This window comes from Agrobacterium sp. K11 (assembly GCF_059429395.1).
This window is the reverse complement of sequence record NZ_JCAHRB010000001.1, coordinates 237985-263540: the sequence shown is the minus strand read 5'-3', so window position 1 is coordinate 263540 and position 25556 is coordinate 237985. Positions and strand designations below refer to the sequence as shown.

Annotated in this window: 26 protein-coding genes and 1 tRNA gene; 20 read left to right on the top strand and 7 right to left on the bottom strand. The window is 59.8% G+C overall.

Annotated features, from left to right (window positions below; all coding sequences use genetic code 11):
- Positions 1–108 precede the first annotated feature (108 nt).
- From AC5SEO_RS01205 to AC5SEO_RS01110, 20 genes are all read left to right on the top strand, one after another.
- Complete coding sequence (locus AC5SEO_RS01205) at positions 109–576, top strand: HI1506-related protein (protein WP_219256671.1); 468 nt, start codon at positions 109–111, stop codon at positions 574–576.
- Positions 577–722: 146 nt separating this feature from the next.
- Positions 723–992: a hypothetical protein gene (locus tag AC5SEO_RS01200; protein ID WP_495363670.1), complete on the top strand. Its 270-nt coding sequence runs from the start codon at positions 723–725 to the stop codon at positions 990–992.
- A gap of 62 nt (positions 993–1054) precedes the next feature.
- The gene (locus AC5SEO_RS01195; protein ID WP_219256673.1) at positions 1055–1492 is read left to right on the top strand and encodes a gp436 family protein; all 438 of its coding nucleotides are present in this window, start codon (positions 1055–1057) and stop codon (positions 1490–1492) included.
- The gene (locus tag AC5SEO_RS01190) at positions 1492–2070 is read left to right on the top strand and encodes a hypothetical protein (RefSeq protein WP_495363669.1); all 579 of its coding nucleotides are present in this window, start codon (positions 1492–1494) and stop codon (positions 2068–2070) included. Before AC5SEO_RS01195 ends, AC5SEO_RS01190 begins: the two co-directional genes overlap by 1 nt.
- Positions 2071–2078: 8 nt before the next feature.
- The gene (locus tag AC5SEO_RS01185; RefSeq protein ID WP_219256675.1) at positions 2079–2261 is read left to right on the top strand and encodes a DUF2635 domain-containing protein; all 183 of its coding nucleotides are present in this window, start codon (positions 2079–2081) and stop codon (positions 2259–2261) included.
- The gene (locus tag AC5SEO_RS01180; protein WP_495363668.1) at positions 2261–3748 is read left to right on the top strand and encodes a phage tail protein; all 1488 of its coding nucleotides are present in this window, start codon (positions 2261–2263) and stop codon (positions 3746–3748) included. The genes AC5SEO_RS01185 and AC5SEO_RS01180 overlap by 1 nt, the downstream gene beginning before the upstream one ends.
- Positions 3749–3763: 15 nt before the next feature.
- Complete coding sequence (locus tag AC5SEO_RS01175; protein ID WP_495363667.1) at positions 3764–4126, top strand: phage tail tube protein; 363 nt, start codon at positions 3764–3766, stop codon at positions 4124–4126.
- Complete coding sequence (locus AC5SEO_RS01170; protein ID WP_495363666.1) at positions 4126–4593, top strand: hypothetical protein; 468 nt, start codon at positions 4126–4128, stop codon at positions 4591–4593. The genes AC5SEO_RS01175 and AC5SEO_RS01170 overlap by 1 nt, the downstream gene beginning before the upstream one ends.
- Positions 4594–4809: 216 nt before the next feature.
- A complete protein-coding gene (locus AC5SEO_RS01165; RefSeq protein WP_495363665.1) occupies positions 4810–7251 on the top strand; it encodes a phage tail tape measure protein in 2442 nt (813 codons plus the stop codon).
- Positions 7251–8495 (top strand): DNA circularization N-terminal domain-containing protein, encoded by a 1245-nt coding sequence (locus AC5SEO_RS01160; protein WP_495363664.1) that lies wholly within the window; start codon positions 7251–7253, stop codon positions 8493–8495. Before AC5SEO_RS01165 ends, AC5SEO_RS01160 begins: the two co-directional genes overlap by 1 nt.
- Positions 8495–9697, top strand: a complete 1203-nt coding sequence (locus tag AC5SEO_RS01155) for a phage baseplate assembly protein (protein ID WP_495363663.1) — start codon at positions 8495–8497, stop codon at positions 9695–9697. The genes AC5SEO_RS01160 and AC5SEO_RS01155 overlap by 1 nt, the downstream gene beginning before the upstream one ends.
- Positions 9694–10209 (top strand): phage baseplate assembly protein domain-containing protein, encoded by a 516-nt coding sequence (locus tag AC5SEO_RS01150; RefSeq protein ID WP_495363662.1) that lies wholly within the window; start codon positions 9694–9696, stop codon positions 10207–10209. The genes AC5SEO_RS01155 and AC5SEO_RS01150 overlap by 4 nt, the downstream gene beginning before the upstream one ends.
- A gap of 54 nt (positions 10210–10263) precedes the next feature.
- On the top strand, positions 10264–10728 hold the full coding sequence (locus tag AC5SEO_RS01145) for a phage GP46 family protein (RefSeq protein ID WP_495363661.1): 465 nt from the start codon (positions 10264–10266) through the stop codon (positions 10726–10728).
- Positions 10728–11867, top strand: a complete 1140-nt coding sequence (locus AC5SEO_RS01140) for a baseplate J/gp47 family protein (protein ID WP_495363660.1) — start codon at positions 10728–10730, stop codon at positions 11865–11867. Before AC5SEO_RS01145 ends, AC5SEO_RS01140 begins: the two co-directional genes overlap by 1 nt.
- Positions 11868–11881: 14 nt before the next feature.
- Positions 11882–12478, top strand: coding sequence for a YmfQ family protein (locus AC5SEO_RS01135; RefSeq protein WP_495363659.1), 597 nt, complete (start codon positions 11882–11884; stop codon positions 12476–12478).
- Positions 12478–13656 carry a DUF2793 domain-containing protein gene (locus AC5SEO_RS01130; protein WP_495363658.1) on the top strand — a complete coding sequence of 393 codons (1179 nt, stop codon included), beginning with the start codon at positions 12478–12480 and terminating at the stop codon, positions 13654–13656. Before AC5SEO_RS01135 ends, AC5SEO_RS01130 begins: the two co-directional genes overlap by 1 nt.
- Positions 13657–13668: 12 nt before the next feature.
- Entirely contained in the window at positions 13669–14253 is a 585-nt protein-coding gene (locus tag AC5SEO_RS01125; protein WP_495363657.1) for a DUF4376 domain-containing protein, read from the top strand.
- Positions 14250–14516 carry a hypothetical protein gene (locus AC5SEO_RS01120; RefSeq protein WP_495363656.1) on the top strand — a complete coding sequence of 89 codons (267 nt, stop codon included), beginning with the start codon at positions 14250–14252 and terminating at the stop codon, positions 14514–14516. Before AC5SEO_RS01125 ends, AC5SEO_RS01120 begins: the two co-directional genes overlap by 4 nt.
- Positions 14516–15937, top strand: coding sequence for an SGNH/GDSL hydrolase family protein (locus AC5SEO_RS01115; RefSeq protein ID WP_495363655.1), 1422 nt, complete (start codon positions 14516–14518; stop codon positions 15935–15937). Before AC5SEO_RS01120 ends, AC5SEO_RS01115 begins: the two co-directional genes overlap by 1 nt.
- A 92-nt stretch (positions 15938–16029) precedes the next feature.
- A complete protein-coding gene (locus tag AC5SEO_RS01110) occupies positions 16030–16749 on the top strand; it encodes a hypothetical protein (protein WP_495363654.1) in 720 nt (239 codons plus the stop codon).
- Between the two features lie 178 nt (positions 16750–16927).
- On the opposite strand, the gene AC5SEO_RS01105 is transcribed toward AC5SEO_RS01110, so the two are convergent.
- From AC5SEO_RS01105 to AC5SEO_RS01075, 7 genes are all read right to left on the bottom strand, one after another.
- Positions 16928–17004 (bottom strand) — tRNA-Met (locus tag AC5SEO_RS01105).
- Between the two features lie 135 nt (positions 17005–17139).
- Complete coding sequence (gene mnmA / locus AC5SEO_RS01100; protein WP_174068912.1) at positions 17140–18336, bottom strand: tRNA 2-thiouridine(34) synthase MnmA; 1197 nt, start codon at positions 18334–18336, stop codon at positions 17140–17142.
- 205 nt (positions 18337–18541) lie between these two features.
- Complete coding sequence (locus AC5SEO_RS01095) at positions 18542–19732, bottom strand: OpgC family protein (RefSeq protein WP_003511376.1); 1191 nt, start codon at positions 19730–19732, stop codon at positions 18542–18544.
- A 489-nt stretch (positions 19733–20221) separates the two neighbouring features.
- On the bottom strand, positions 20222–21304 hold the full coding sequence (locus AC5SEO_RS01090; RefSeq protein ID WP_111795487.1) for a Tim44 domain-containing protein: 1083 nt from the start codon (positions 21302–21304) through the stop codon (positions 20222–20224).
- A gap of 225 nt (positions 21305–21529) precedes the next feature.
- Complete coding sequence (gene serA / locus AC5SEO_RS01085) at positions 21530–23125, bottom strand: phosphoglycerate dehydrogenase (protein ID WP_003511378.1); 1596 nt, start codon at positions 23123–23125, stop codon at positions 21530–21532.
- Between the two features lie 83 nt (positions 23126–23208).
- A complete protein-coding gene (locus AC5SEO_RS01080) occupies positions 23209–24387 on the bottom strand; it encodes a phosphoserine transaminase (protein ID WP_003511379.1) in 1179 nt (392 codons plus the stop codon).
- Positions 24388–24603: 216 nt separating this feature from the next.
- On the bottom strand, positions 24604–25449 hold the full coding sequence (locus AC5SEO_RS01075; RefSeq protein ID WP_003511380.1) for an outer membrane protein: 846 nt from the start codon (positions 25447–25449) through the stop codon (positions 24604–24606).
- Positions 25450–25556 lie beyond the last annotated feature (107 nt).

Below are 25556 nucleotides of genomic sequence, written 5' to 3'. Positions count from 1 at the left end.
CACATCGCCTGACCGCACCGCCAGCAATCATCCTCCCGGTTGCTGGCGGGTTTCCGGAAAACGGCCATGTAGCCGCTTTCCTGAACCCCGAAGCCCAAGGAACCACACATGTCGAAAATCCAGATCATTTGCTCGATACCGGGCCTTCGCCGCAACGGTGTCGTGCATCCCGCCCAGGAAACCTACGAACCCGGCCACTGGACGGAAGATCAGCTTAAGGCCTTCGATGCCGATCCTGCCTTCATCGTCCAGGAAGTCCATGGCAAGGCCGCCGAAGTATCCAGCGCCGACATCGAGCAGGCCGTGAAGGCTCGCGTCGAGATCGAGCGCCAGAAGCTTGAGGACAGTTTCAACAAAACGGTTTCTGATGCCGTCGCGGAAAAGCTCGCCGACACGAAGGCGGCCCACGACAACGCGATCGATGAACTTGGCAAGAAGCTGCTGGCCGCTGAAACCGAAATCGCCGTGCTGAAATCCGCCCAGGCGAACGGCTCCGAAAGCCAGCAGTCCGGCACCGAGGCGGGCGGCGCTGGCGAGGCCAACGGCAGCGACGGCAAAAAGACCGTCAAGAAGTAACTCCTGACGGGAGCGCCGCGAGGGGCTTGCGGACCGGATCAGGTCGCCGGACCAATCGCCCCGAAGCCCGCCGATGGCACGAGGCTCGCAAGAGGCCATCGGCAACAGCGGCAAAACCCTGAAGCCAACCCAAAGAGGAAATCTGCATGACACGACGTTACGGCTACTTCAGCCTCGCATTCTTCGCCTGCCTCACAGCTTTTTCGACGTTTGCCGGGCGCACCGTCGTCTTCGCCGTCAACATCGCGCGCTTCGTGGTGCACGCCGTGGCCAAGCCCGCCGCCTTCCTCTGGGCACGTCTCGCCCTACCGAAGGTCTCCGGTTTCAAGGCAATCGGCAAGCTGAAGGATATCTACCGCGAAAGCTGGCTGACCAGCGGGCAGTCTCTGCATTACCGCCGCTGGATTTACTGCTGATCGAACTGACTTGTCCGGGGCTGGCCTTCGGGTCAGCCCTTTTCGCCACTGGAGACTTTGCCATGTACGCCACCGTCACCGACATGATCGCCCGCTTTGGAGAGGTGCAGATCGTGCGTCTGTCCAATACGGAAGATCGAGAGGCCGAGACGCCGAACGTGGAAAAGGTCAACACTGCCCTGACCGACGCCACGTCGCTGATCAACAGCTACATTCGCGGTCGCTACATGACGCCGATCGCAAGTCCGCCAGAAGACTTGGTGCGCGCGACCTGCATCCTCGCCCGCTACGATCTCGCCGATACCGAGCGCTCCAGCCCTTCGGAAGAAATGGCGAAGGGTCGCGCCGAGGTCATCAAATGGCTTGAGAACATCGCCAAGGAAATGGTGCACCTGGACATTCCGCTGGCATCGCCGACAGGCGGCAACGCGGTCGGCTCCGGCCCGCGCATCTCCGATCGTGACCGCATCGTCACCTTCGAAACCTTACGGGGTTTCTGATGGACACGTTTCCCCTAATGCCGATCCGTAACCAGGAGCCGCTGATCATCGAGCGGCTCCGGATCGCCTTCCCGAAAAACCCTTTCACGATCGAGCGCGTGCCACAAGTTCTTAGCCTGGATGAGTTCAAGCGCGTCGTTAAGTTGTCGCCGTTCATCGGTCTCGCCTGGACGGGCATGAAACCGGACCCTGACAGTGGCCGTATGCTGAAGGGCAACATGCTCTGGCGGCTGATCCTGATAAACAGGGTTTCGAGCGGCCTTGAAGCCCGCTTTAAGGGCGACAAGTTCGATATCGGCATGGATGCGATGGTCGATGTCGCCTCCGTGCTTCTCCAGGGCGTCAACTTCGATGACCAGGGCGTCACCAACATCACACTTTCCAACAGCGTCATTGCGGACGGCTGGACCGACGACAACGTCGCGATTGCCCAGCTCGATTTCACCTTCAGCTTCGCATGCCGTGCAGCTGCGACCGGGAAGATGCAGCCCGAAGATTTCAAGGCGCTTGGCGTCACCTGGTCTGTGAACGGCTCGACCGAAACCATCACCGACGAACTTCAACCACCCCAGGAGTAAAACCGGCCATGGCCACACAGAAAGTTCTCATCGCGGCCGAGGGCCGCACGGTCCACCTCCCGGACGGCTCCGAATGGCCGAAGGAAGGCATGCCCGATCCCGACACGCATTTCACGCGCCGCCGCGTCCAGGACGGCGATCTGATCGAAAAGCCGCGTGAACCGGCCAAGAAGCCTGAAGGAGACAAATAATGGATTTCAACGAAATCCCCGTCGATCGCCTCGAACCTGCGACACTGCTCGAAATCGGGCCGAACTATCGCAATGTCGGCATTCTGCCATGGCCGGAAAAGGCCTTCATTATCGGCCAGAAGCTCGCCACCGGCACGCTCGCTGCCGGCGCAATACAGGAAGTGACCCGCGCCGATCAGGCGATCGCACTATTCGGCCGTGGCTCGATCGGTGCGGAACAGGTGGCCTACTTCAAGAAGGCGAACCGTAACACGCCGCTTTTCGTGATCGCACTCCCCGACGCCGGCGGCGCGCTGAAGGCGACTGGCACCTTCACCTTCGCGGGTTCGCCCACCAGCTCCGTCGTCTTGCGCTTCAAGATTGGCGGTCGGCAGGTGCGTATGACGGCGCTCTCCAGCGATGCCGTCGCCGCACTGGCGACAAAGCTTGCCGCCGCCATCAATGCCGATCTCGACATGGTCGTGACTGCGACGGCAGCACTCGGCGTGGTCACCGTCACTTCTCGTCATGGCGGCGAAGTCGGCAACGAAATCGATCTGCGCGTCGATACCAAAGCCCAGCCGCTTCCGGCCGGCCTAACCTGCGCCGTCGTTGCCATGGCAGGCGGTTCCGGAAATCCGGACGTGCAGCCGGCGCTTGATCTTCTTGTCAGCACCTGGGCAACCAAGCTCACGCATCCCTGGTCGGATGCGACCAACCTTGCCAAAACGGCCGAGTGGCTGCGGGTGCGTTATCTCGCCACCTCGAAGCTCGACTGCCATGGCTTCGTGTTCATGGGTGGCACATACGGCCAGCTCACGACCCTCGGCAATCTGACCAACTCGCCATTCCTCACCACGGCAGGCCTGAAGAAAAGCCCGACGCCCTCCTGGGCGATGGCCGCCTCGGCCATGGGTATCGCGTCGTTCCACCTGACCAACGACCCGGCCCGCCAGTTGAAGTCGCTCGTTCTGCCGGGTGTCGAAGCGCCGGCCGAGGCGGATCAGTTCCTTGACGAGGAAAACGATCTGCTGCTGCGCAACGGCATTTCCACCTTCGACTGCCTGTCTGACGGTTCGGTCACGATCTCGCGCATGATCACGACCTACAAGAAGACGACGCTCGACATCGCCGATCGCGCCTGGCTCGATATCATGGTGCCGGTCACCATGAGCCGCATCCGCTATGACTGGTCGGTCTACATCAACCTGATGTACCCGCGTTCCAAGCTCGTAGATGACGACAGCGACGCATCCTTCGCTACCCGCGATGACGATGACGAGGACGCCGGCACGGCCGTGGTGACGGCGAAGCGCATGGCCGGCTCCTGGGCGGCACGATGCAAGCTTTATAGCAAGAAGGTTTGGATCGAAAACGTCCAACGCACCCTCAAGGAAAGCGTCTTCCAGCGTTCCACGGACGATCGACAGCGGCTGGAAAGCCGCCAGCAGGTGGTGATCGTCGGCAATCTCATGGTCTTTGCCGGCCGTCTCGAATTTCAGGTTTAACAGGAGCTTTAAGCGATGACACAGGTATTGGGCATCGTCGATATCGTCTGGCGGGGACGTAACATCCCCGTCGAGAATGGGGCGAAATTCCGCAAAGGCGGTATCAAGAACAACGCCGTGACCTATGGCCGAGGCGTCGGCCGCGCCCAGGAGTATCAAGGGTCGCAGGTCACGGCCACAACCCACCTCGAAAGGGGGCAGCGCCTGGGCAGCCTGCTCGATCCCGGCGAGGGTGAGTTGCAGATCGTCTGCGACACCGGCCAGACATACGTCTTGAACGACGCCTTTCTTGAGGGCGACATTCCCGACGTGACGGGCGGCGAAGGCGGTAAAATCGAACTCAAATGGGCTGGCGGATCGCCCGAGGAAATTCTCTGATGGGTACTACACTCAAGGTCGATCTCGACGAAGACGCACCGAACGACGACGTTGTTTCGAAAACGGAGACCGTCATCAATGAGGATGCCGGCACACTCGTGGACGACGACATCATCGACGAAGACGCCAACGCCGATTCAAAGCTGCCGAAGCGTGCGCGCCCGAACGCCAATGGCTCGGTGACGCTTCCGCTCTTTGAAAACGTCACGCTCACCACCCGTAAAGACGGCAAGGTCAGGGACCGCGTTTTCACCGAACTGGTCTTCCATCGCTTCAACGGCGCTGATTTGCGAGCCATCCAGGCGACCAGCGACGCCAAGGCATCTGTCGTGATGTTCTCACGCTCGACCCGCATTTCTGAAATGGTGATGGATAAACTCTTCGACAAAATGGATGGCGTCGATGTCGCAGACGGCCACAGGATTGTTATGAGTTTTTTGACGAGTGGGACGAAGACTGGCCAGTAAAGCTCGGCGGCATCGCTGACGGCTCCGGGTTCAGCGAGGCCGAGATCGCCAACATGACGATCGACAAAGTGCAGTTCTGGTGGAACTGCATCATGGCCTACCGAAAACATGTAAACGACCTCGCAAAGACCTAGATCAGGCCCGCCCGCAACGGCGGGCCTGATCAGTTTCACGCGCGCGTGAGAAATTCCGTTTTATTTTGAAGCGGGGCGCGCCGTGGCCAATCGGAACATGAACCTTGATGTCATCGTTCGCCTCAAGGACCTCTTGAGCGGACCTTTGCGCGGCATTAAAGGTGCGCTTAATGGCGTCATTGATGCCGCTCGCAAGATCGGGTTTGTCGGCGCTGCCATTGCCGGCATCTCCTTCCTCGGCCCCATGCAGGAGGCCGCAGCCTTCCAGCAGCAACTGCTCGACATAGCCGGAACGTCGAACCTGACGGGACAGGGGGCCTTTGCGTTCGTCGATCAATCCAAGGCGAAATTCGAGCGGCTCGCCCTGGATGTCGGTCAGCTGTCGGACACTGTCGCCCGAGGCGCGGGACAGATGATCGCGGCCGGCGTCAACAACGACCTGGTCGATCGCTCGATCGGCTCGATCAGCCGCGCCGCCACCGCCGCCAATGCCGAGATGAACGACATGGCGTCCGTCGCCACGTCGCTGCTCACCACGCTGAAGCTTCCGGCCGATCAGTTGGATGACGCCATGGGCACGCTGGTGACGGCCGGCAAGCTCGGTTCCTTCGAGCTGAAGGACATGTCGCGCTATTTCCCGACGCTGACCGGGCAGATGGCGAAGTTTGGCGTGACCGGCCGCGAGGCTGTCAACTTCCTCGGCGCTGCCCTCCAGATCGCCCGCAAGGGAACATCCGACCCGGCCGAGGCCGCCAACAACCTGAAAAACTTCCTGTCGAAAGTGCTTGCCCCGACCACGGTCAAGAACTTCGCCGACATGGGCGTCGATATCCAAGGCGTGATGCAGGATGCGGTGACGAAGGGCATCAACCCGATCGAAGCCGTCGTTCAGAAGATCACGAAGCTGACCGGCGTTTCCAGCAAGGAAATTCAGGGGCTGATGGGCAAGGCGAAGGCTGCCGGCATGTCCGACGCTGACGCGCTGGCAACCGTCCGCGAGCAGCTCGAAAAGATTTATGGCGCTGGCAAGCTCGGCGAACTGTTCTCCGACATGCAGGTGATGGACTTCCTGATCCCGATGCTCGGCAACATCGACGAATACAAGTCGATCAAGGACGCGGTTGCGAAGGCGACCGGTAGCGCCGTCGATGCCGACTTTGAAACCCAGATGCAGGGCCTCAATCGCCAGCTCACGATCTTCCGCGAGATCGGCACGCAGGCGTCCCGCGAAGTCGGTCTAGCCTTCGGCACATGGATGCCCGCGATCAACGGCTACCTCATGGATGGCCTAAAGTGGGTTCGCGACTTTGACGCGGCGACAGGCGGCATGGTCAAGCAGGGCCTCGCCTTCGCAGGCGTGGCCGTTCTGGCGGCAGTCGGTCTCGGCGTCCTGGGCGTCGTGTTGCCTGCGATCGGCGCGGGTCTGTCGGTTCTGGCTGCTCTCTTCAGCCCGGTGGGTATCGCGCTGGCGGGCATCGCGGCTGCCGGCGTCTATATCTATCGCAACTGGTCAAGCTACGGTCCACGCCTGTCGCAAATGTGGAACCGGCTTGGCGATGCCTGGGGAACTGTTCGCCAGAAAGCCGCCGCAGCGGTTCCGCATCTGCGCAATATCGGCAACCAGGTCATGGGCGTTGCGCGCGATTTGGCAGGTCGATATGGCCCCGTTATCCGCGCCGGTCTCGGAGCTGCGCTCGACGACGTGACAGCAGGATGGCAAAACCTGAAGAAGCTGATGTCCGGTTTTGTCGAGGGCCTCGATCTCAAAATCGATCTCTCCGGCCTGACGATCGAGGATGCCAAGCTCGCGGCCTTCCGTGGCCTTGATATCGCATTGAGCGGCATTGCCAGGGCGTGGCAGGGCATGAAGGAATTCGGCTCCGGATTTGCACCATGGCTGGAGCCGATCGGCAAGGCGGCAGGCGGCGCGGTCAGATCGATCGCAGGCATAGCGACCGGGTTCATGCGGCTGGGAGCTGCTATCCGTGAACTTGTCGGGCTAGGCGAAGGCGGCAAAATGTCCGGCATGTTTACCGGCGTCATGAAATTCCTCGGAGACCTCGGCGGCCAGACGGTTCTAGCGGCATTCAAAATCCTTGAAGACGTAGCGGGGGCGATCGAGTGGGTGGTGAAAGGACTTGCGTCCATGGTCGAAGCCGTCAACCGCGGGATCAATTGGAGCGCACTCATGCCGGACGGCATCGCCGAGGCGTGGAACAGTGTTGCCACGGCACTGGAGCGCGTGAAGGCCGCCCTCAGCATCGAAAGTGTTTCGAACGCACTAGGCGTTTCCGGCAAGCGCAATTTAACGGAGTTCGGTCCTGGCAGTCGCCAGCCCGCTAACCAGAACGGCCTCCTGCCGGCACAGGCATCGCCGACCGCGCCCGCCGCGCCGCAGCAGCTCAACGTCAAAACCGAGGCGAAGGTTGTTGTCGAAGGCCCCGGCAAGGTTGTCGGCCAAACTACCACGGTCACGTCGCCGTCGCCGAACGTCAATACCGGCCGCGCCGTCGGGAGGGACTGATGCTGCTCGACAGTCTCGATTCTGCTGAAGGGCTGCTGCCGGGTGTCTATCGCGGCATCCCGATTTCCATCGTCGATGTGTCGAGCGACCACGGACGGCGGGTGCTCGAATATCTGTTTCCGGGTGTCGATCCAGCTGCCTATGACGATTTCGGCGTTGGTCCATCCGGTATCAGTATCGAAGCGCTTTATGTCGGTGACGACTATCGTGTCCGTGCGAAGCTACTGTCCAAGGCCTTTGAGACACCGGGGCCGGCGCTTCTTATTCATCCATGGCTTGGCCCGATGCAGGTCATCATGGAAGAGCCGGCGCAAATCCGCTTCTCGGAACGGGAACTGCGGGTGTTCCGGGTTTCAGCCCGGTTCAAGCGCGCGCCGTCGTCGTCGATATCTGGTTTCTCCGGTGGCCTTTTACCCTCGGCGCTCTCCGGCTTCGCCAGTGCTGTCACCTCGCTTGCCGCCTCCATCGCGCTAACGGTCATTTCCAGCGCCCGCACGTCTGCGACGATCCGCAGCCGGCGCGTTGCGTCATCGGTGGCAGATGCCATCACGGCGCGTCCGGACGCGCGCTCGGCCGTCAGTCAGATACGCTCGGCGCTGGCGGCATCGTCGCCGTCCTCACCCATGGCATTCGATGCGTGGGCCAGTTCGGCCGCCTCGGTCATTGCACAGACGATCGAGGTTCCGGCAGTTGCACCTGCGACAACGATCGCGGTTAGTACGGCAAGCGCCCAGGCGTTGATGAGCGCTGGCCTTTCCATCGCAACGGGCTTGCTGACGGAAGCGGGAAAAGCGCCGTCTGCGATTGACGCCCTGTTGCTGGCGGGTGCTGCTGGCCAGTTCATAGCCGCGTCGGCCGAGCAGTCGTCTTATGCAGATTTCGTGTCCCGGCAGGAGGCGCTCCGCTACCGATCTTCCATGACCTCGGCGCTCGCCTCCCTTGTTGACCAGGTCGAGCAGCAAGCACCCGATACGATGCAGGCCGCCAGTTCGGCGCTGTCATCGGCCGCGCGATCGCTGACAGCTGCGATCGTCTCCGATCTCAACGAAGTAATCGGCCGTCTGCCATCCGTTCGTCGTCTGTCAGTCAGTCGCGACACAGACGCCTGGCTGGTGGCGCAGCATCTTTCCGGCGATACGCCAGCGCTGATCGAAACCGTCTACGCCGATCTAGTGGCCCGTAATGATCCGACGCATCCCGCCCGCTTGTCTGCCGGCGTTGTCGAGTTCCTGGAGCGCAGTTGATGGCAAAAAGCATCAAGCTCTTTCTCGATGGTGTGGCCTATGACCAATGGACATCAGCTGAAGTCACCCGTGACCTGAAGGACTTTTCCGGAGGCTTCAGCTTCACGTTTCGCGATGGCGAGGCCTCAAAGAAAACTTTCATCTTCGCCTCGATGCCGATCCTGCCGCGTCTGCGCTCCCAGATGCAGGCTAAAATCATGATCGGTAAACGCACCGTGCTTTTGGGACACGTCGAAGATGTGGCCTATGATGTCAGCGACGGTAATGCGTCGGTGACGATCTCCGGCCGCGACAAGACTGGCGATCTGATCGACTGCTCGGCAATGGCGGAAGGTCCGGCCGAGCTGACGGGCGTCAGACTGGAAGACGCTGCGGCCAAGATTGCAGAGCCGTTCGGGCTGAAGGTGCGCACGGAGGTAGACACCGGCGATACCTTCGACCGGTATTCGATCGACCTTGGAGAGACCGCCTTTTCCGCCATCGAGAAAGGATCACGGCAACGTAGCGTCCTTATCCTTTCGGATGGCGTTGGCAATATCGTCATCACCCGAACGGGCAAGACCCGTGCACCCGATGGGATTAGCCTGCCGGGTAACGTCATGGCCGTAAGCGCATCCTTCAGCACGGCAAACCGCTACAGCAAGACGGTTGTGCGCGGCCAGTCGGAACGCTCCGGCAAGTCCCGCAGCGCTGCCGCCCTGGACACCACGGCCGAGCCGATCAGCGCGGACAGCCGCAATGATGGCGATGGCTCGGCCCGCGAGCGGGAGCGCAAGGGAACCGTCGCAACCGGCCGGGCCGAGGACGGCGAGATCAAGCGATATCGCCCCAAGGTCCATCTGGCCAGAAGCAAGGCCGGTGCGGTCAGCGCCCAGGACGAAGCCGACTGGCGCAATCGCACGTCCCGCGCTGAAGGCGACGAACAAACCTACACCGTCAAGGGTCACGAGGCGAACGGTCAGCTCTGGACAGTCAACCAGATCGTGCCCGTGTCCGATGCCTTCCTCGGCATCGAGCGCGATCTGCTGATCTCGGCCGTGCGTTATGCCGAGGCCGAGGAGATCACCACGGATATCTCAGTCTGCTCGGCCGAGGCTTTTGACAAGGAGCCGGTCGGCAAGCGCCGGACAGACAAGGCCGGAAAGGGCAAGGCGGCGAAAAAGCCTTCAGGCCCGCTGGATGCCACGGCGGAGGCACTATGAGCGAGATCGTCAACAAGATGCGTGGCCTCATCCGCCGCGTCACTGTTAAAGACATCAAGGATGACGGCCAGATGCAAACGGCCTCGGCCGAGGTGGCGGAAGGCGTCTGGCGCAATGACCTCGAAATCATGTTGCCCTATGGCCTCCTCTCGTTTCCCGACGATGACGGCGCTGTCGGTATCGCGCTGGCGATCGGTGGTGACGAAGGCGACATGGTTCTTCTGCCCCTCGGCAATCCGTCTCAGCGCATCGGTGGTTTGAGCAAGGGTGATGTAGGTATCGGCAACAAGTTCGGCGATCGCATGATCGTCAGGGCCAGCGGCGGCATCGATGTGCAGGCCGCCAGTTCCATCACCTTCAGGGTGGGCGGCGTGACAATGACGCTTGACGCCTCGGGATTGAGCGTCGAAGGCGGCAGCATCAGGCATGACGGCGTCGTGATCGACAAGACGCACAAACACACCGGTGTTGTGCCAGGCACTGGCAATTCCAGCGTACCTGTTAGCGGTTGACCGCCCGCCACGGCGGGCCTGATCAGCCTTGCGCGCGCGCGATAATTTCGCGCCATGACCGGATTTCTCGACCTTGCCCTGACCTACGACGCCACGCGGCGCTGCTGCGATCTGGCGCTCGATGACGAATTCAATCTGGTCGTGGACGACACCCCGATCACCCCCATCCTGCTTTCGGTCGGCGTCGATCGCCGCGCCTCTCCGGATGACGAGCTGCCGGAGGGACGTTCGCAGTTCCTAGCGCCGGTTTCCTTTTCGGAACGACGTGGTGCGTTGCTCGACGGCCTGAATGCGGCCGGCAACATGTCCGGCTGCAAGCTCTGGCTTCTGGAGCGTGCCAAGGAAACCGAGACCACACGCCAGCTCGCAGAATACTACCTCGCAGAGGGGCTTGCCTGGGCGGAAACCGAAACAGGCACGCCAGCGGAAATCGAAGTCTGGTGGCTGCGCCCCGGGGTTCTCGCCTATCGTGTCTTGGTCGAGGATGTCACGCTCGAATTGACACGGAAGGTGGCGTAATGGTGTGGCCTGTTCCTTCCGCGAAAAGCATCTTTTCCCGCATCGCCGCAGCCGCCGAAGTCGGTTTGCTATCGATTTACCCTCAAGGGGACGTGAAGGCGATTTCCCGTGCCGTCCGATCGGCGCGCGGCATGTTCGCCGTGATCTGGAGCGCAGTGGCCCCTGAAGTCCGCGAAACCCATGACCATGTCGCATGGTGGGCGCGGCAATGGATGCCTGATAGTGCCGATGACGAGGCGATGATCCTGCGCCACGCCTCGATCTGGGGCATCGATCCTCGCGACGCCACAAAGGCCATCGGCTCAGTGACGATCGAAGGTGTATCAGGGACGGTCCTTGCGTCGGGCATTGTCCTCGCCTCAACCTCTTCAATCACCTACATCACGACCGCAGGCGGGACGATCGCGGCCGGTGGAACGGTTACCGTCACCGCTGAAGCCGTCGCGGCCGGAAGCTCTGGCAACCTCGAAACCGGCGTACAGCTCTCGACCGTCGCAGCCTTTCCCGAGATTTCCAAGGCCACGGTCGCCACCGCTTTCGCCGGCGGCACTGATGACGAGGAGCCCGAGAGCGTCCAGGAGCGATACCTTCAGCGCATCCGTGAGCCGCCGATGGGTGGCTCTGCCCCGGATTATCGGGCGTGGGTCGGTAAAGTCGCTAGCGTCTACGCCGTCAAAGTCGTGGAAGAATGGATCGGTCGCGGCTCCGTGGGTCTCGTCATTGCCCTCAAGAACGATGACGGAACTCCGCGTATCCCGACCGAGCTGGAACTGACCGCAATCGGCACCTATCTCGGCGCACAGGGCAGTCAGACGGGCGTTCGTCCCGTAACCGCACGGGTTATTCCGCTTGCGGCCGAGCTGGTCAATGTTCCCGTGAGCGTGCGTCTTCGCCCAGACGGCGCTGTGACCAGGGCGGCGGTTCAGGCGGCATTCGATCGCTTCATTGCCACCATTGGTGACGACGACGACATGCAGAACGAAAGCCCGATCGGCGCGACGATCGAGCCGTCGCGGATCTCGGAAGCCATCTCGGCCGCAGACGGCGAATATTCCCATGATCTGACCATCCCGGCCGTCCGCTACACGCTCGGTGTCAAGGCCTGCCCCGTCGCCACTGCCATCACCTGGCTTAATTAAGGAGGCCTTGAAGCATGTCCAGGACCTCTTCAACGATCCTTCAAAGCCTCTTCTCGAAACTGCCGATCGGCTGGGCGTTCCGTTATCGCGGCGGCGTCATGGGCGTGATCCTCAGCGCGATCGCCGAAGCCATTGCAGATGCGGAGGCGGCCGCCGAAGCGATGATGAACGAAACGGACCCGCGCCTTGCGGACAAGCTGCTTTCGGACTTTGAGCGCTGCCTTGGTCCTGACCCTTGCGGGCGCGACAAAGACGGATTGACGGTCCAGCAACGCCGCCAGCTCGCCTTTCAGCGCTGGACGGCCCGAGGTGGGCAGTCAATCCCGTACTTCGTGTCGGTTGCCGCTGCCCTCGGCGTCAATATCACGATCGAGGAATTCTGGCCTTCCCGCGCGGGCGTGCTTCGCGCTGGTCAGCCCTTACGCCCCGAAGGATCGCAATTCGTCTGGCGCGTAAACATTCCCGGCCTCGTCACGGTCACGAAATTCCGGGCAGGCGCAAGCCGCTCTGGCCATCGCCTCGGTTCGTTCGAAATCTCGGCGATCGAGTGCGTTTTGCGCCGTTATAAGCCCGCTCACACAACCCTTGTTTTTAAGTACGGAGAAGCCTGATGGATCGCATCAATGGCGCTGACACTGTTGATATTGGCGGGGGGCGGCGTGGCTTCCGTGACGAAAATCTCGTCACAGGAACGGCCGGCACCGTCGTTACGGCTCTGCACCTCAACAGCATGCAAGAAGAAATGCTGAAGGTCATCACCGAGGCCGGGCTTGTTCCAAGCGACGCGGACTGGACGCAACTCTGGCAGGCGCTCCAGAGCTTGGGCCTTGCTCCTGACCGCGCTCGTCGGTGGCTGGCCGTGAATTCGATGACCTTATCGAGCGCGCCTGGCGCACCCTCGTCAGGTGATGCCTACCTTATTCCGGTTGGCGCTACGGGCATCTGGGCAGGGAACATCGGGAAAATCGCCTTGTGGTCCGGTGCGAGCTGGACCTATATCACGCCGACTGACGGCCACGGCATAAGCTTGCCGGATGGCCGTGTTTTCGAGCGCGTCGGCGGCGCATACGTCGAAAAGCTGGCGCTCGATGCACAGTCCGGAAAATGGAACTATGCCGTTGCGGGCGGTACTGCAAATGCGCTGACGGCAACCATAAGCCCGACACCTGCCGCACTGACGGATGGTCTCATCGTTGCCCTGAAGACCACCGCTACCAACACCGCAGCGGTCACACTCAATCTCAACGGTCTTGGCGCCAAGCCTGTCCTTAACCAGGCAGACGGCGCACTTGTCGGGGGCGAATTCGCCGCCAATGGCGATATTGTGGCCCGATACAACACGAGCCTCAATGCCGGGAACGGGGCATACGTTCTGTTAGCGAATGCCGGTGGTACTGCGCATGGGGTGACACCGCCAGACGCCGAAAACAGCACAAAGCTTGCGACGACGGGATGGGTTCGCAACGCCATGGCAAGCATTGCGACGGCTCTTGGTTTCTCGGGAAGTTTTGGACGTCCAGGATACATTAAGTTTCCGAGTTATCTTGGCAGCTTCATGATCCAGTGGGGTCAGACAGGCGTTATTTCGTCAGGCGGTGCTCAAACAATCACCTTTGCAACATCGTTTCCGAACCAGTGCCTCAGCGTGATGACAACCTTTGCCGCAACCTCGAATGGCAGCTTGCCGGTGACCTTCGGCGCGGGCTTCTACTCGACGGGCAGCTTCCAAGTCTACAACTACGCGTCCAGCGGCTCTAATGCCTGCGATTGGATTGCCTTCGGACGTTAACGGAGATCACCTATGACCATTTATTATTCCGCTTCCGCCAAAGCCTTCTACGATCTTCGCGTCGCCGACTATCAGCTGCCTGACGACGCATTCAAGATCACAAGGGAGACGCATGCGCAGCTGATGGCCGCGCAACAGGAAGGAAAGGCTATTGTTGCCGATGCTCAGGGCGCGCCCGTCGCTGTTGATCCTGCTTCCCTGGTGACACTCGATCAGGTCAAAGCGTTGCACGTGGCGACGCTCCGCGCAGCCTGTGAAGCCTCAATCACGGGTGGTTTCAAGTCTGCCGCGCTTGGAGTGGTTCATACTTATCCAAGCGACATGAAGGCGCAAATCAACCTGATGGGTTCCGTGACTGACAGCCTTATGCCGAACTTGGCGTCTGACTGGCAAACGCCGTTCTGGGTCTGCGATGCGGCGGGTGTCTGGGCCTACAAAATGCACAGTGCAGCCCAAATCCAGCAGGCAGGCAGGGACGGCAAGGCGCTCGTCATCAGCTGCCAGACCCTGATCGACAATCTTACCAACGATGTTTTGGCCGCAACGACGCCCGCAGCTGTTGCAGCGATTGTCTGGCCTGAAGGAGTTGAAGCATGATCAGGCTCACCACGATTGACGAAAATTTCGAAAGCGCCGCCTGGACACCGGCAGACGAGACTTACCTCCAGATCGCCGCGACCAGCGACCACACGACCGTGGACGTTCAGGCACGCGTTACCGTCGAGGCGGCTTGGGTAACTGTCGCCACCCTTCATCGGGCGTCTACGCCCATCGTTAGAATCGCCAAGCTGCCGAGCCTGCGCCTGGTCGCACGCAATAATCCGGCCAGCAAGACGCTGACCGTCTGGGACAACGCCTGATGCAGTTTGCGAACCTGCCTCTAATCCTGCCGCAGAATGGTCCGCTGGCGCTGTCAGCGAATGAGGCAGACGTTTTCTCCGTCAATCAGGCAAGCACTGCCTTCGGGCAGCTGAAGAATAAGCTTGGAGCCGGACAGAACGTCAATATTTTCGCAAACACCGATAGTACCGGCTATTCCGAATACGGGCCGTACTACAAATTCGCCGTCGCCCTCGGCGATCTCTACAACGCCACCGTCATCATGCATCGCTGGGCTGAATGGGGCGGTTCCTCTGCCAATGGTCCTAAGGCCTATGCCGCGCCGGTTGTCATCCGCAATGGAACGTCTCAGACGATTGACTTCTGGCTTGCTGCTCTTCCCGGCCAAGTCGCCGGCTGCATGTTTGAGGCATCGCGCAAGCCGACCGCAATCGACGCGATCCCGACACCCGATGTGGCTATCACCCATCACGGCCACAACATGTCCTCATTCGAAACGCCGGGGAATGATCTGGCGATCGGGCGCGGCCTGTTCTGGTCAATCATCGGCTTGATCAGCTGGCAATGGAAAGACGTGCCGCAGGTCATCACCACCCAAAACCCGTGGCGCGACAACGCCGGTTACGACAAGGTTTATAACGCCATCCTCGGCGTGGCATCTGTTTTCCCGAGCCTTACCATCGTCGATACCCACAAGCTTTATATCGACGCGGGCAAAGCCCCGATCCTCTACCGCACGAACGATGTATTCCCGGTTTATCATCCGTCCGACGCCCAAGGTAACGATGAGGGTGCCCGTCTCGCTGCCGGTGCGCTTATGGCGTCCTTCAGGAAAGCAAAGAAGGCGGCGTTTTCAACCGTCAGCTGGATGGAGCTGCCGATCGGCACGAACCTGTTCGTCAACGGCGATCTTTCAAACTGGTCTGGCGCGCTTCCGGTCAACTTTTCTGCTGTGTCGGGTGGTTCAGCAACCAAGGACACCGATCCGGCAAATATTCACCCTGGCGCGGGTGCGGCGTACTCGGCAAAGGTCAAGCCCGCAGATGCCAACGGGCATTTTTCGTCCTTATCGAATTCGTTCGATGCGACGGAGCGGGCCTCGATGTCCGGAAAAACCGTCACTGCCATTATGCTCGCCAAGGCCAACCCCTTACAGCGTGTTCCATTCACCAGCTTCGTCACGCGGGCGAACAATGGTTTGCGGACGTATTCCGGCGGTGCCTTGATGTGGGGTGCGCTGTCAGGCGCAGGCGGATGGATGCCGATTATCTATGGCGGCATACCTTGCGATCCGGGTAATGCCGATGCCAATTCAAGCTACAAGTTTGTACCGGCATTCGGCGCTTCAGCACCGCCCACCGCCGATGTCGCATGGCTTCAACGGTGCGTCATTATCGAGGGTCTTGTGCCCCGCCTCGGTCTTGTGAGGCCAACTACCTGAATGTCGCGGTCACGGCGTGACGTAGCCGCCCTCTGTACGGGTCATTTTCAAGTCGTTACAACCAAGTCACTAACGTTGGCTGGGGATACAGAATGACGCTCTTTCTCATCTTTATATGGATACTGGTCTGCGGGTTTGTTCTGTGGTCAGTCGTCTCAATGGTCTGGCGGAAAGACCACCGCAAGTCACTGAAGCGCCGAGCCATAGCCGGTTTCGTGGTAGGCGTTGGTGTTTTGGCTGGTATCGGTTTCTCTTTTGATCGCGACGCTAAAATGGCAGGCTTTGCGAGCATGGAAGATCAGTCTCGCGCAAACAAAGCTGGCATCACCGATGCTGCAATTTGGGCTAATACAAAGAAGGCAGACGAAATAGTGCGGGTGCAGCGAGCCGCTGACGAGGCTGAGAAAACCCGTTTAGTGGAAGCAGAGCGGCAAGCGAAAGCCGACGAAGACGCAAAGACCGCAGCACTCGCAGCGGAAGCCCAAAGGCGGAAGGACGAGGAAGAGAGCAAGGCGAAGGACGTCGCGTGCCGCGCCGACATCCAGTGCTGGGGGGAAGAAGGTTGGCCGGCGGCTACAGCGCGTTGCCCGAATGAAATCGAAAAGCTCGCAAAATGGGATTTCGAATGGACCGACAGTTGGTCTGAAACGAAACTGTCGCACTATCGCTGGAAGAGCCAAAAAGACGGCATCGTCACCTACATTGGTGACAAGTTAAAAATGCAGAATGGCTTCGGCGCATGGAAGCATGTGAGGTACACTTGCGACTTCGATCCGGTCACGAAAACCGTCCTCGACGTATCTGCGCTGTGACGTGAACCGCCCGCGTTATTGAATGGGCTTAAAATGACCCTCAAGAACCACTTAAGGCGGGTTTGACACCGTTATTGGAATTCCAGAAATTCCGATTTCTGGTGTCAAAATTCCGATTTCGCGCTACAGGGTACATCCAGAAGACGACGCAAACTTTGCTTTTCTCATTGAAGATGAATGGTAGCGGGAGAGGGACTTGAACCCCCGACACGCGGATTATGATTCCGCTGCTCTAACCACCTGAGCTACCCCGCCACAGGGAAAACGTGACAGCCATGTGACCGTCCGCTCCATCAGGATGAGCGGCTTATAAGGTGCCGCTCCCCAAAGTGTCAAGCGCATGACGCGCAAAAAATTCGCTTTCCACACGGCGGTGAAAACCGAATTGTTTCAGGCAGCAACCGGCTTTTCCAAAAGCGCCTTCAGCGAAGCCTCGGCGTCCACCGAGCGTTCCGAACGTTCGATGAAACCACCACCGTAAACGCGGGCATCAGCGCCCGGTGCAGAATAGAGCACGCAGGCCTGACCGGGAGCGACACCCGCCTCGCCGGTCATCAAATCCACGTAGATGCCGTTTTCATCGGCATGCAACATCGCTTCGGTTGGCGGGCGGGTGGAGCGCACCTTGGCGAAGCAGGCAAAGCCCTGCCCGGCCTCGTCCGCGAGCACGCCATCGCCAAGCCAGTTCATGTCTCGCAGATAGACACGGCGGGTCTCCAGCGCCTCCCGCGGACCGACGATGACCCTGCGGCCACGCGCATCGAGATGCACGACATACAGCGGCTCTCCAGTCGCGACACCAATACCCCGGCGCTGACCGATGGTATAATGCACGATACCGTCATGGCGGCCGAGTACGCGCCCGTCCAGATGGACGATATCGCCCGCCAACGCCGCATTCGGCTTCAGCTTGTTGATGATATCGGTATATTTGCCCTGAGGTACGAAACAGATGTCCTGACTGTCGGCCTTCTTGGCGACGACGAGACCCATATCTTCCGCCAGCGCGCGTGTTTCGGCCTTGGAGAGACCGCCGAGCGGAAACCGCAGATAGTCGATCTGCTCCTGCGTCGTTGCAAACAGGAACCAGCTCTGGTCACGATCGCTATCGATCGGGCGATAGAGCGCGCGGCGTCCTGGTTGGCCGGCAACGGGATTGGGACGCGAGCGGATGTAGTGGCCTGTCGCCAGCGCATCTGCGCCGAGTTCCTGAGCAGTGGCGAGCAGATCGGCGAATTTTACCGTCTGGTTGCAGGCAACGCAGGGGATCGGTGTTTCACCCATCGCATAGGCTTCGGCAAAGGGATTGATGACGGTTTCGTGGAACCGCGCTTCATAATCCAGCACATAATGGGGAATGCCGAGCGTTTCGCAGACCCTGCGCGCATCGTCAATATCCTGTCCCGCACAGCAGGAGCCGGCGCGGTGCACAGCCGCACCGTGGTCGTAAAGCTGGAGAGTTATGCCGAGGACGTCATAGCCCTCGCGCTTGAGGATACCGGCCACAACCGAAGAATCGACGCCACCGGACATGGCGACAACGATCCGGGTGTCTTCCGGCCTCTTGTCAAAATCGAGCGTATTCACGTTTTTTCCCATCGTCAGTCATAACGGGGGTAAAGGCCCCGCCGCCTGTCGGTCATCCGCTGCGGGAAGCCTTAGTCGAAAAAGACTGTCCTGCCTCGCCATCATGCAGATTTAAGGGCTGCATATAGAAAGGAATGGCCGCGCACGCAAGTACGGGGCGGAAATCCGCCCCGTAAAGCCATCAGAGTGAGGTGGTGACCGGTTGTTAAGCGCCCGCCGTCTTCTGGCCGCTGCTGCCAATCCACTTGTCGCGCTCCCTCCACAGGGCCGGCAAAGCCAGCAAGCCTATTGCGGTAAGGGCGATCAGCGTCTTGCTGACCTGCGAAAGTTCGGCCGTACGGCCATCCAGATAATAGACGCCATAGACGATAGCCACGTGCCAGACATAGACCTGAAGCGAATGGCGGCCGAGCAGCTGCAGGAATTTCAGCGAGAGCACCCAGATCACGCCCTCCGCAATCGAGCGAACGATCGGGCGGTGATGCTTCGGACCGGCGATCACCAGCCAAGTGAGACCCACACCAACAGCAAGGAAATTGATGAGGTAGACCGGGCCGAAATCGGCGCGGATTTCCATGGTGGAGAACTTGCCCATCACGAATTCCGGCATCAGGCCCCAGGCGGTTGCGATACGAAGCGGCATGAAAAACAGGCAGATGAGAAGTGCCGCCTTCGGAAGCCACGTTTGTTGCGGTGAGAAGATCGCCTTCCACGGAATGCGGTTCTGCGCCGTCATCGCGCCCAGCACCAGCGCCGAGTAGAACACCAGCTGCCAGCCGAGCAGATTGAAGCTGACACGGATACCCTGCTCGTCGGCACCCTTGACGAGTTCATTGAGCGGCGTCGTCACGATCTGCTGAAGACCGAGCTGGCCGGCCATCCAGACCAGCAGCGAGCCTGCCATGACATAAGCCCATTTGCCGTCGAGGCAGAGTTTAACGAGGACGGGTGCGAACAGCATGTAAACAATGTACTGCGGCAGAATATCCATGAATGTCGGCTGGAAGAGGAATGTCGCAATCGCCGCCAGACGCAGCGGATCGTCGAACGACGTCATGCCCAGCCAGTTGTACCAGATATAGGGCGCATGCGGGATGACCATGCGGAAAAACAGCACGGCGATGACGAGACCCATCGCATAGCGATAGAGCTCCATCGCCCGGTTCCAGATCATCTGTTTGCCGGCATCATAGCCATATTTCATCATCTTGCGGGCATAGACCATGCCGATCAGCAGACCGGACAGAAAGACGAAGCCCTGCGCGTCTTCCACGAAGGCAAACTGGCGGTGATTGATTTCCACCAGCCAGAAACCGCCTGCAAACACCAGATGGTTGATCAGCATGAAGACGAGGAAGTAACCACGCATCCCGTCGATCAGGTCAAAGCGTTTCATCTCGATAGCTCTCCGTTCTCGCGGGCCGTGCATTGCCCGGCCACCCAGCCCGGCTTGCGGGAGGCGGGCCGGGAATTGGATTGTCAACGCTGTTTTGCGCCTGTGGTTCCCTTCCCAAAGCGGTTTAGAACCGGCGCGAAAAGTAACATTGACGTGTACGCATGCTGGTTAGGATGCACGGACTGAACACCGGATGAATGAAAAACGGCAATTCCGTGGAGCAAAAGAGCTATGCGCCAGCGCCACACCTCGACGAAGAGGGCGCAAACCCCTGCATGGCAGGGAAAACGCGGACAGCCACTCGCGGGACGATACAGATATCACCCGTTAGATTTATCAGTCATTTTTTTGGAGAGTTGCGATCTGCCACCGCGATCACTGAATTATCGACGAAAGACAATGTCGCGGCATCACGCATCGCGGCACGCAAAAGCCCGGAGGTTGGTAAAACCTCCGGGCTGTTTCGTTCGGACAAGACTACGCGTCGTCTCAGGCAGCGGCCTGAATGGCGGCGACCTGCCAGTTGTCGTTACCGCCACGGCGCACGAAGGTCCACATTTCCACCGCTTCGGACGGATGCTGCTCGTCCCCTTCGATCACCTTGCCGGAGGTGCGGTCGCGCATAATGTCGATGGCAGAGTAGCGCATAGCTACCGTTGCATAGTCCTGGCCCTCTTCGTGCCAGGCTTCGGCAACGTCGCCCTGCAGCAGCGTTACGTCGCGCACGTCGTTTTTCACGCCGCTCGTCGCGTTGTCGCTCAGTTCCTCAGCAAGATAGGACATGGCTTCCGGCGTCGTCAGCTTGCGCAACGTGCCGTAATCTTCTGCCCCATAGGCAGCCTGAACATCCTGCAGCATTTTCTGGAAGACTTCGAGATCGCTCTGGGTAATGCCAATTTCGTCACCTTCGGACATTGCATTGGCATGTGCCACCGGCTTTGCGGTTGCGGCAGTGGCCGCGGCTGCGCCGCCCGCAGCACCGGCAAGCGCGCCGATCTTCGGAATCTTGAACGAGGATGCGGAAGGACCTGCCTGCGGGCCGCCATTAAAGGAGGAGCCGGAATGATCCGTGCGCTGCGATCCGCCTGCGCCACCGAAAGCCGGCTGGCCCTGACGGCGCGATGCGAAGAAACGCATGGCGAACATGACCAGAAGGCCAATCAGCGCCACCTGCAGCAACATACCGAAGAAACCGGCCATACCGCCGAAACCGCCGCCCATGAGCATGCCGAACAGGCCACCCATCAGCAGTCCGCCCATCAAGCCACCCATCATGCCGCCAAACAGGCCACGGCTCTGCTGCGGTGCCTGCGCACCGGGACGCGCCGGCTGTGCAGCACCGGGCGTCGTCTGGTTTTGCTGGGTGTTAGGAGTCATGCTGCGGTTGATCGGCGCGGTCTGGCCGGGGGCGGTGCTGGTCGACGGCGGCGCGGAAAACGTCCTTGTGCCGCGGCTACCGAAACCGCCGCTCGCACGGCGTGCTTCCGCCATATCGACGGCTACGAAAGATACCGCGATACCAAGCGCGGCGACTGCGAACAAACCTTTGAAGCGCCGAAAGGCAGCAAACATCACTATCTCCTGTTGGCCACCCTCCCATGAGCGGCATATCAGCACGCGATATAGCAACTCATGATCATCATTTTTAGTATGCCCGCCTTAAATTTTTCGTGATATGCAACCAGAGAGAGAAACACGCACACATTTCGGTGAAACCGGCGGTTCAGAAACAAAAAAACCGGCACAGGGTTTCCCCTGCACCGGCCCTTATTGTCCCCTTGGGAGGAACGATAGGTATCAGTCGATGTTGAATGTCAGCGGCCTGACCTGGCGGATTGCCGGGTTGGCGCGCAGCTTGTCCAGCACGTCTTCGGAAACCGGACCATCGACATAAAGAAGCGCGATGGCGTCGCCGCCTTCCTTTTCACGACCGAGCTGGAAGTTGGCAATGTTGACGCCAGCCTCACCAAGCGTGGTGCCCATGAAGCCGATCATGCCGGGAACGTCGGTGTTGGTGATGTAGATCATGTGCGATCCAACATCCGCATCCATGTTGATGTTCTTGATCTGGATGAAGCGCGGCTTGCCATCCGAGAACACCGTACCAGCAACCGAGCGAACCTGGTTTTCAGTCTTGACCGTCAACTTGATGTAACCGTCGTAAACGCCGGTCTTGTCACGCTTGACCTCGGACAGGATAACACCCTTTTCCTTGATCATAACAGGCGCGGAAACCATGTTCACATCCGCAACCTGGCTGCGGATAAGGCCCGCCAGCAACGCGCTGGTCAACGCCTTGGTGTTCATGTTGGCGGTTGCACCATCATAAAGGATTTCGATTTCCTTGGTGGCGCTTTCCTGCACCTGACCGACGAAGGAGCCGAGGACATCCGCCAGACGGATGAAGGGCTTCAGGCGCGGTGCTTCTTCCGCCGTGATCGATGGCATGTTGATGGCGTTGGAGACGGCACCCTTGACCAGATAATCCGACATCTGCTCGGCAACCTGAAGTGCAACGTTTTCCTGTGCTTCCGTGGTCGAAGCGCCGAGATGCGGCGTGCAGACGACATTGGGAAGACCAAAAAGCGGGCTTTCGGTGGCGGGCTCGACTTCGAAAACGTCAAAGCCTGCACCGGCGACATGGCCGGACTTGATGGCGTCGGCAAGAGCCGCCTCATCCACCAGACCGCCACGGGCGCAGTTGACGATACGTACGCCCTTCTTGGTCTTGGCAAGGTTTTCGGCATTGAGGATGCCGCGTGTCTTGTCGGTCATCGGCACATGCAGGGTGATGAAATCGGCCTGCGCCAACAGCTCGTCCAGCTCAACCTTCGTCACGCCCATTTCCTGCGCGCGCTCCGGCGACAGGAAGGGATCGTAGGCCAGAACGTGCATCTTAAGGCCAAGTGCGCGCGAGCAGACGATGGAGCCGATGTTGCCGGCACCGATGACGCCGAGCGTCTTGCCGGTGATTTCGACACCCATGAATTTCGACTTTTCCCACTTACCCGCCTGCGTGGAGCTATCGGCAGCCGGAAGCTGACGAGCGACCGCGAACATCAGCGCAATCGCATGTTCGGCAGTGGTGATAGAGTTGCCGAACGGCGTGTTCATGACGATGATACCGCGGCGCGAAGCGGCCGGGATATCGACGTTATCGACGCCGATGCCGGCGCGGCCGATGACCTTGAGATTGGTCGCCGCTTCGATCAGCTTTTCGGTCGCCTTCGTGGCGGAACGAATGGCAAGACCATCGTAATTGCCGATGATTTCAGCCAGCTTGTCCTTGTCCTTGCCGAGTTTCGGCTGGAAATCGACTTCGACGCCACGATCACGGAAAATCTGGACGGCGGTTTCCGACAGTTCGTCGGATACGAGTACGCGAGGTGCCATGGTTCAGGGGCTCCTTGAAAAACGGTGCAGTTTTAAAAGCGGGAAATCGGCGGCCCTGCATCAACGCAGGGCCGGTATCAAAATCAGGCGGCAGCCTTGGAAAGTGTTGCCTTCTGCGTCTGGTAGGCCCAGGCGAGCCAGGGCATGACGGCTTCCATATCAGCCGTCTCGATTGTTGCGCCGGCCCAGATGCGCAGACCGGACGGTGCGTCACGGTAAGCGCCGATATCGAGGGCGACATTTTCCTTTTCAAGCAGGGCAACGATGCCCTTGGCGAAATCCGCCTGCGCAGCAGCATCCAGCGCCTGTACGTCGGGATCGACGATCTTCAGGCAGACGGAGGTGTTGGAGCGGGTTTCCGGCTTGACGGCCAGGTTGGCGATCCAGTCGTTCTTCTCGATAAAGTCGTAGATGACCTTGGCATTGGCATCGGCACGGCCAATCAGCGCCTTCAGGCCACCAAGGTTCTTCGCCCACAGCAGCGCGTCGATATAATCCTCAACGCAGAGCATGGACGGGGTGTTGATGGTTTCGCCAGTGAAGATGCCTTCGATGAGCTTGCCGCCGGAGACCATGCGGAAGATTTTCGGCAGCGGCCATGCCGGCGCGTAGCTCAGCAGACGCTCGACAGCGCGCGGCGAAAGGATGATGACGCCGTGGCCACCCTCGCCGCCCAGAACCTTCTGCCAAGAGAAGGTGACGACGTCGAGCTTTGCAAAGTCCATATCCTGCGCGAAGGCCGCCGATGTGGCATCGCAGATCGTCAGACCCTTGCGGTCAGCAGGAATGAAATCGGCATTGGGAACGCGGACACCGGAGGTGGTGCCGTTCCAGGTGAAAACCACATCGCGGTCGAAATCGACTTCTGCCAGGTTCGGCAGCAGGCCGTAATCGGCCTCCAACTTGCGTACGTCCTTCAGCTTCAGCTGCTTGACGACATCGGTAACCCAGCCGGCACCGAAGCTTTCCCAGGCAAGCATATCGACGCCGCGTTCACCGAGCAGCGACCAAAGGGCCATTTCAACGGCGCCGGTGTCGGACGCGGGAACAATACCGATGCGATAATCGGCGGGAACATTGAGAATTTCACGGGTGAGATCGATGGCCTGCTTCAGCTTGGCTTTGCCAACCTTGGCGCGATGCGAGCGACCGAGCGGTGCATCGGAGAGAGCATCTAGCGACCAACCGGGACGCTTCGAGCAGGGACCAGAAGAAAAATGCGTATTACCCGGACGGAGGTCCGGCTTCACTATATCTGTCATTTGACTACCCTTTCAGATAGGCGCCTCTCGTTAGGGAGAGGTGTCCTGACGCCGTTGCTATTCCTCTCACCGGCCTCCGTCAAGCGGAATATGTCGCTACGCATGAGAATTTTAGTCCATATGCGTCATGCGACGAATTGGATACCGCTGAAAACAAAAACCGCCCGCACCGGAGGAGGATGCGAGCGGCTTGAAGCTAACAGTCGGGCGTGACGTTTATTTATAAACGGCAGGCTGCAGCGGAATATCGGCAGGCGGCATGTATTGCGCGGTATCGCAGCCGTTAAAGACATAACGGCCACCGACGCGAACCTCATGCGAATACAGACCCTTGTCGCGGCCAGGACCGCCACCATTCGCAAAATCGAACATGTCGCCCTTGTTGATCTGGCGGAAGCGGTAACCGACATCTGCCTTCAGATTACAGGTAACATCGATCGATGCACCGGCCATCAGGGCATAGGCGAAGCGCCACTTGCCTCTGCCGCCATGTTCGGTGGTCGGGTCGCAGCCAAGGCCGTTGGTGCTGCACGAAGTATTGCGCAGCTTATCCCATTTGACGTAGGAGCCGCCGATACCGCCGCCAACATAAGGCGTGATGCGGCCATAGGTACCAAGATCGACATAGGCGTTTGCCATCAGCGTATATGCTCTAAGTGAGCTGAGATCCGCTGAAACGCAGGGACCGGGCACGGAACCACAGCCGCCGATGGTAGACCCGCGGAAATCCGATTTACCCATGTAATCGAAGGTTACGTCACTGCGGAAATAGTTGTTGAACTGATAACCGACACCGGCGCCGACGATGTAGCTATCCTTGACATTAGCCGTATCGAAATCGGCGAGATAACCACCCGGTCCACCCTGATAATAGTTGGCGCCACGAAGCTTGTTGAAGGAATAACCGACGTCGCCGCGCAGATACCAACCACTTGCCTGCGTGATCTGCACTTCGGGTGCCTCGACATAGGCAGGCGCAGGTTCAGCTTGATAAAGATCGGCAGCGAAGGCGCTCGTGCCGGTCATCAGAACGGCCAGAATGCCGGCCAAAGCGTTTTTCATGACTTCCACTCCAGAAGAGGCACCTGCCGTTGCGGCAGCAAATGCCAGTGAACTGTTCAGTCACGGAGATTGGCGTAAAATGGTTAAGTCCCGATTAACCACGATCA

What these genes read in the sequence shown, in the direction of transcription:
- AC5SEO_RS01115 (WP_495363655.1), top strand. Translation starts at nt 14,516, where the DNA reads ATGCAGTTTGCGAACCTGCCTCTAATCCTGCCGCAGAATGGTCCGCTG.
- AC5SEO_RS01150 (WP_495363662.1), top strand. Translation starts at nt 9,694, where the DNA reads ATGAGCGAGATCGTCAACAAGATGCGTGGCCTCATCCGCCGCGTCACT.
- AC5SEO_RS01145 (WP_495363661.1), top strand. Translation starts at nt 10,264, where the DNA reads ATGACCGGATTTCTCGACCTTGCCCTGACCTACGACGCCACGCGGCGC.
- AC5SEO_RS01175 (WP_495363667.1), top strand. Translation starts at nt 3,764, where the DNA reads ATGACACAGGTATTGGGCATCGTCGATATCGTCTGGCGGGGACGTAAC.
- AC5SEO_RS01170 (WP_495363666.1), top strand. Translation starts at nt 4,126, where the DNA reads ATGGGTACTACACTCAAGGTCGATCTCGACGAAGACGCACCGAACGAC.
- AC5SEO_RS01090 (WP_111795487.1), bottom strand. Translation starts at nt 21,304, where the DNA reads ATGTTTGCTGCCTTTCGGCGCTTCAAAGGTTTGTTCGCAGTCGCCGCG.
- AC5SEO_RS01075 (WP_003511380.1), bottom strand. Translation starts at nt 25,449, where the DNA reads ATGAAAAACGCTTTGGCCGGCATTCTGGCCGTTCTGATGACCGGCACG.
- AC5SEO_RS01130 (WP_495363658.1), top strand. Translation starts at nt 12,478, where the DNA reads ATGGATCGCATCAATGGCGCTGACACTGTTGATATTGGCGGGGGGCGG.
- AC5SEO_RS01180 (WP_495363668.1), top strand. Translation starts at nt 2,261, where the DNA reads ATGGATTTCAACGAAATCCCCGTCGATCGCCTCGAACCTGCGACACTG.
- AC5SEO_RS01160 (WP_495363664.1), top strand. Translation starts at nt 7,251, where the DNA reads ATGCTGCTCGACAGTCTCGATTCTGCTGAAGGGCTGCTGCCGGGTGTC.
- AC5SEO_RS01205 (WP_219256671.1), top strand. Translation starts at nt 109, where the DNA reads ATGTCGAAAATCCAGATCATTTGCTCGATACCGGGCCTTCGCCGCAAC.
- AC5SEO_RS01120 (WP_495363656.1), top strand. Translation starts at nt 14,250, where the DNA reads ATGATCAGGCTCACCACGATTGACGAAAATTTCGAAAGCGCCGCCTGG.
- AC5SEO_RS01155 (WP_495363663.1), top strand. Translation starts at nt 8,495, where the DNA reads ATGGCAAAAAGCATCAAGCTCTTTCTCGATGGTGTGGCCTATGACCAA.
- AC5SEO_RS01190 (WP_495363669.1), top strand. Translation starts at nt 1,492, where the DNA reads ATGGACACGTTTCCCCTAATGCCGATCCGTAACCAGGAGCCGCTGATC.
- AC5SEO_RS01185 (WP_219256675.1), top strand. Translation starts at nt 2,079, where the DNA reads ATGGCCACACAGAAAGTTCTCATCGCGGCCGAGGGCCGCACGGTCCAC.
- AC5SEO_RS01140 (WP_495363660.1), top strand. Translation starts at nt 10,728, where the DNA reads ATGGTGTGGCCTGTTCCTTCCGCGAAAAGCATCTTTTCCCGCATCGCC.
- AC5SEO_RS01095 (WP_003511376.1), bottom strand. Translation starts at nt 19,732, where the DNA reads ATGAAACGCTTTGACCTGATCGACGGGATGCGTGGTTACTTCCTCGTC.
- AC5SEO_RS01135 (WP_495363659.1), top strand. Translation starts at nt 11,882, where the DNA reads ATGTCCAGGACCTCTTCAACGATCCTTCAAAGCCTCTTCTCGAAACTG.
- AC5SEO_RS01080 (WP_003511379.1), bottom strand. Translation starts at nt 24,387, where the DNA reads ATGACAGATATAGTGAAGCCGGACCTCCGTCCGGGTAATACGCATTTT.
- AC5SEO_RS01195 (WP_219256673.1), top strand. Translation starts at nt 1,055, where the DNA reads ATGTACGCCACCGTCACCGACATGATCGCCCGCTTTGGAGAGGTGCAG.
- serA (WP_003511378.1), bottom strand. Translation starts at nt 23,125, where the DNA reads ATGGCACCTCGCGTACTCGTATCCGACGAACTGTCGGAAACCGCCGTC.
- AC5SEO_RS01125 (WP_495363657.1), top strand. Translation starts at nt 13,669, where the DNA reads ATGACCATTTATTATTCCGCTTCCGCCAAAGCCTTCTACGATCTTCGC.
- AC5SEO_RS01200 (WP_495363670.1), top strand. Translation starts at nt 723, where the DNA reads ATGACACGACGTTACGGCTACTTCAGCCTCGCATTCTTCGCCTGCCTC.
- AC5SEO_RS01110 (WP_495363654.1), top strand. Translation starts at nt 16,030, where the DNA reads ATGACGCTCTTTCTCATCTTTATATGGATACTGGTCTGCGGGTTTGTT.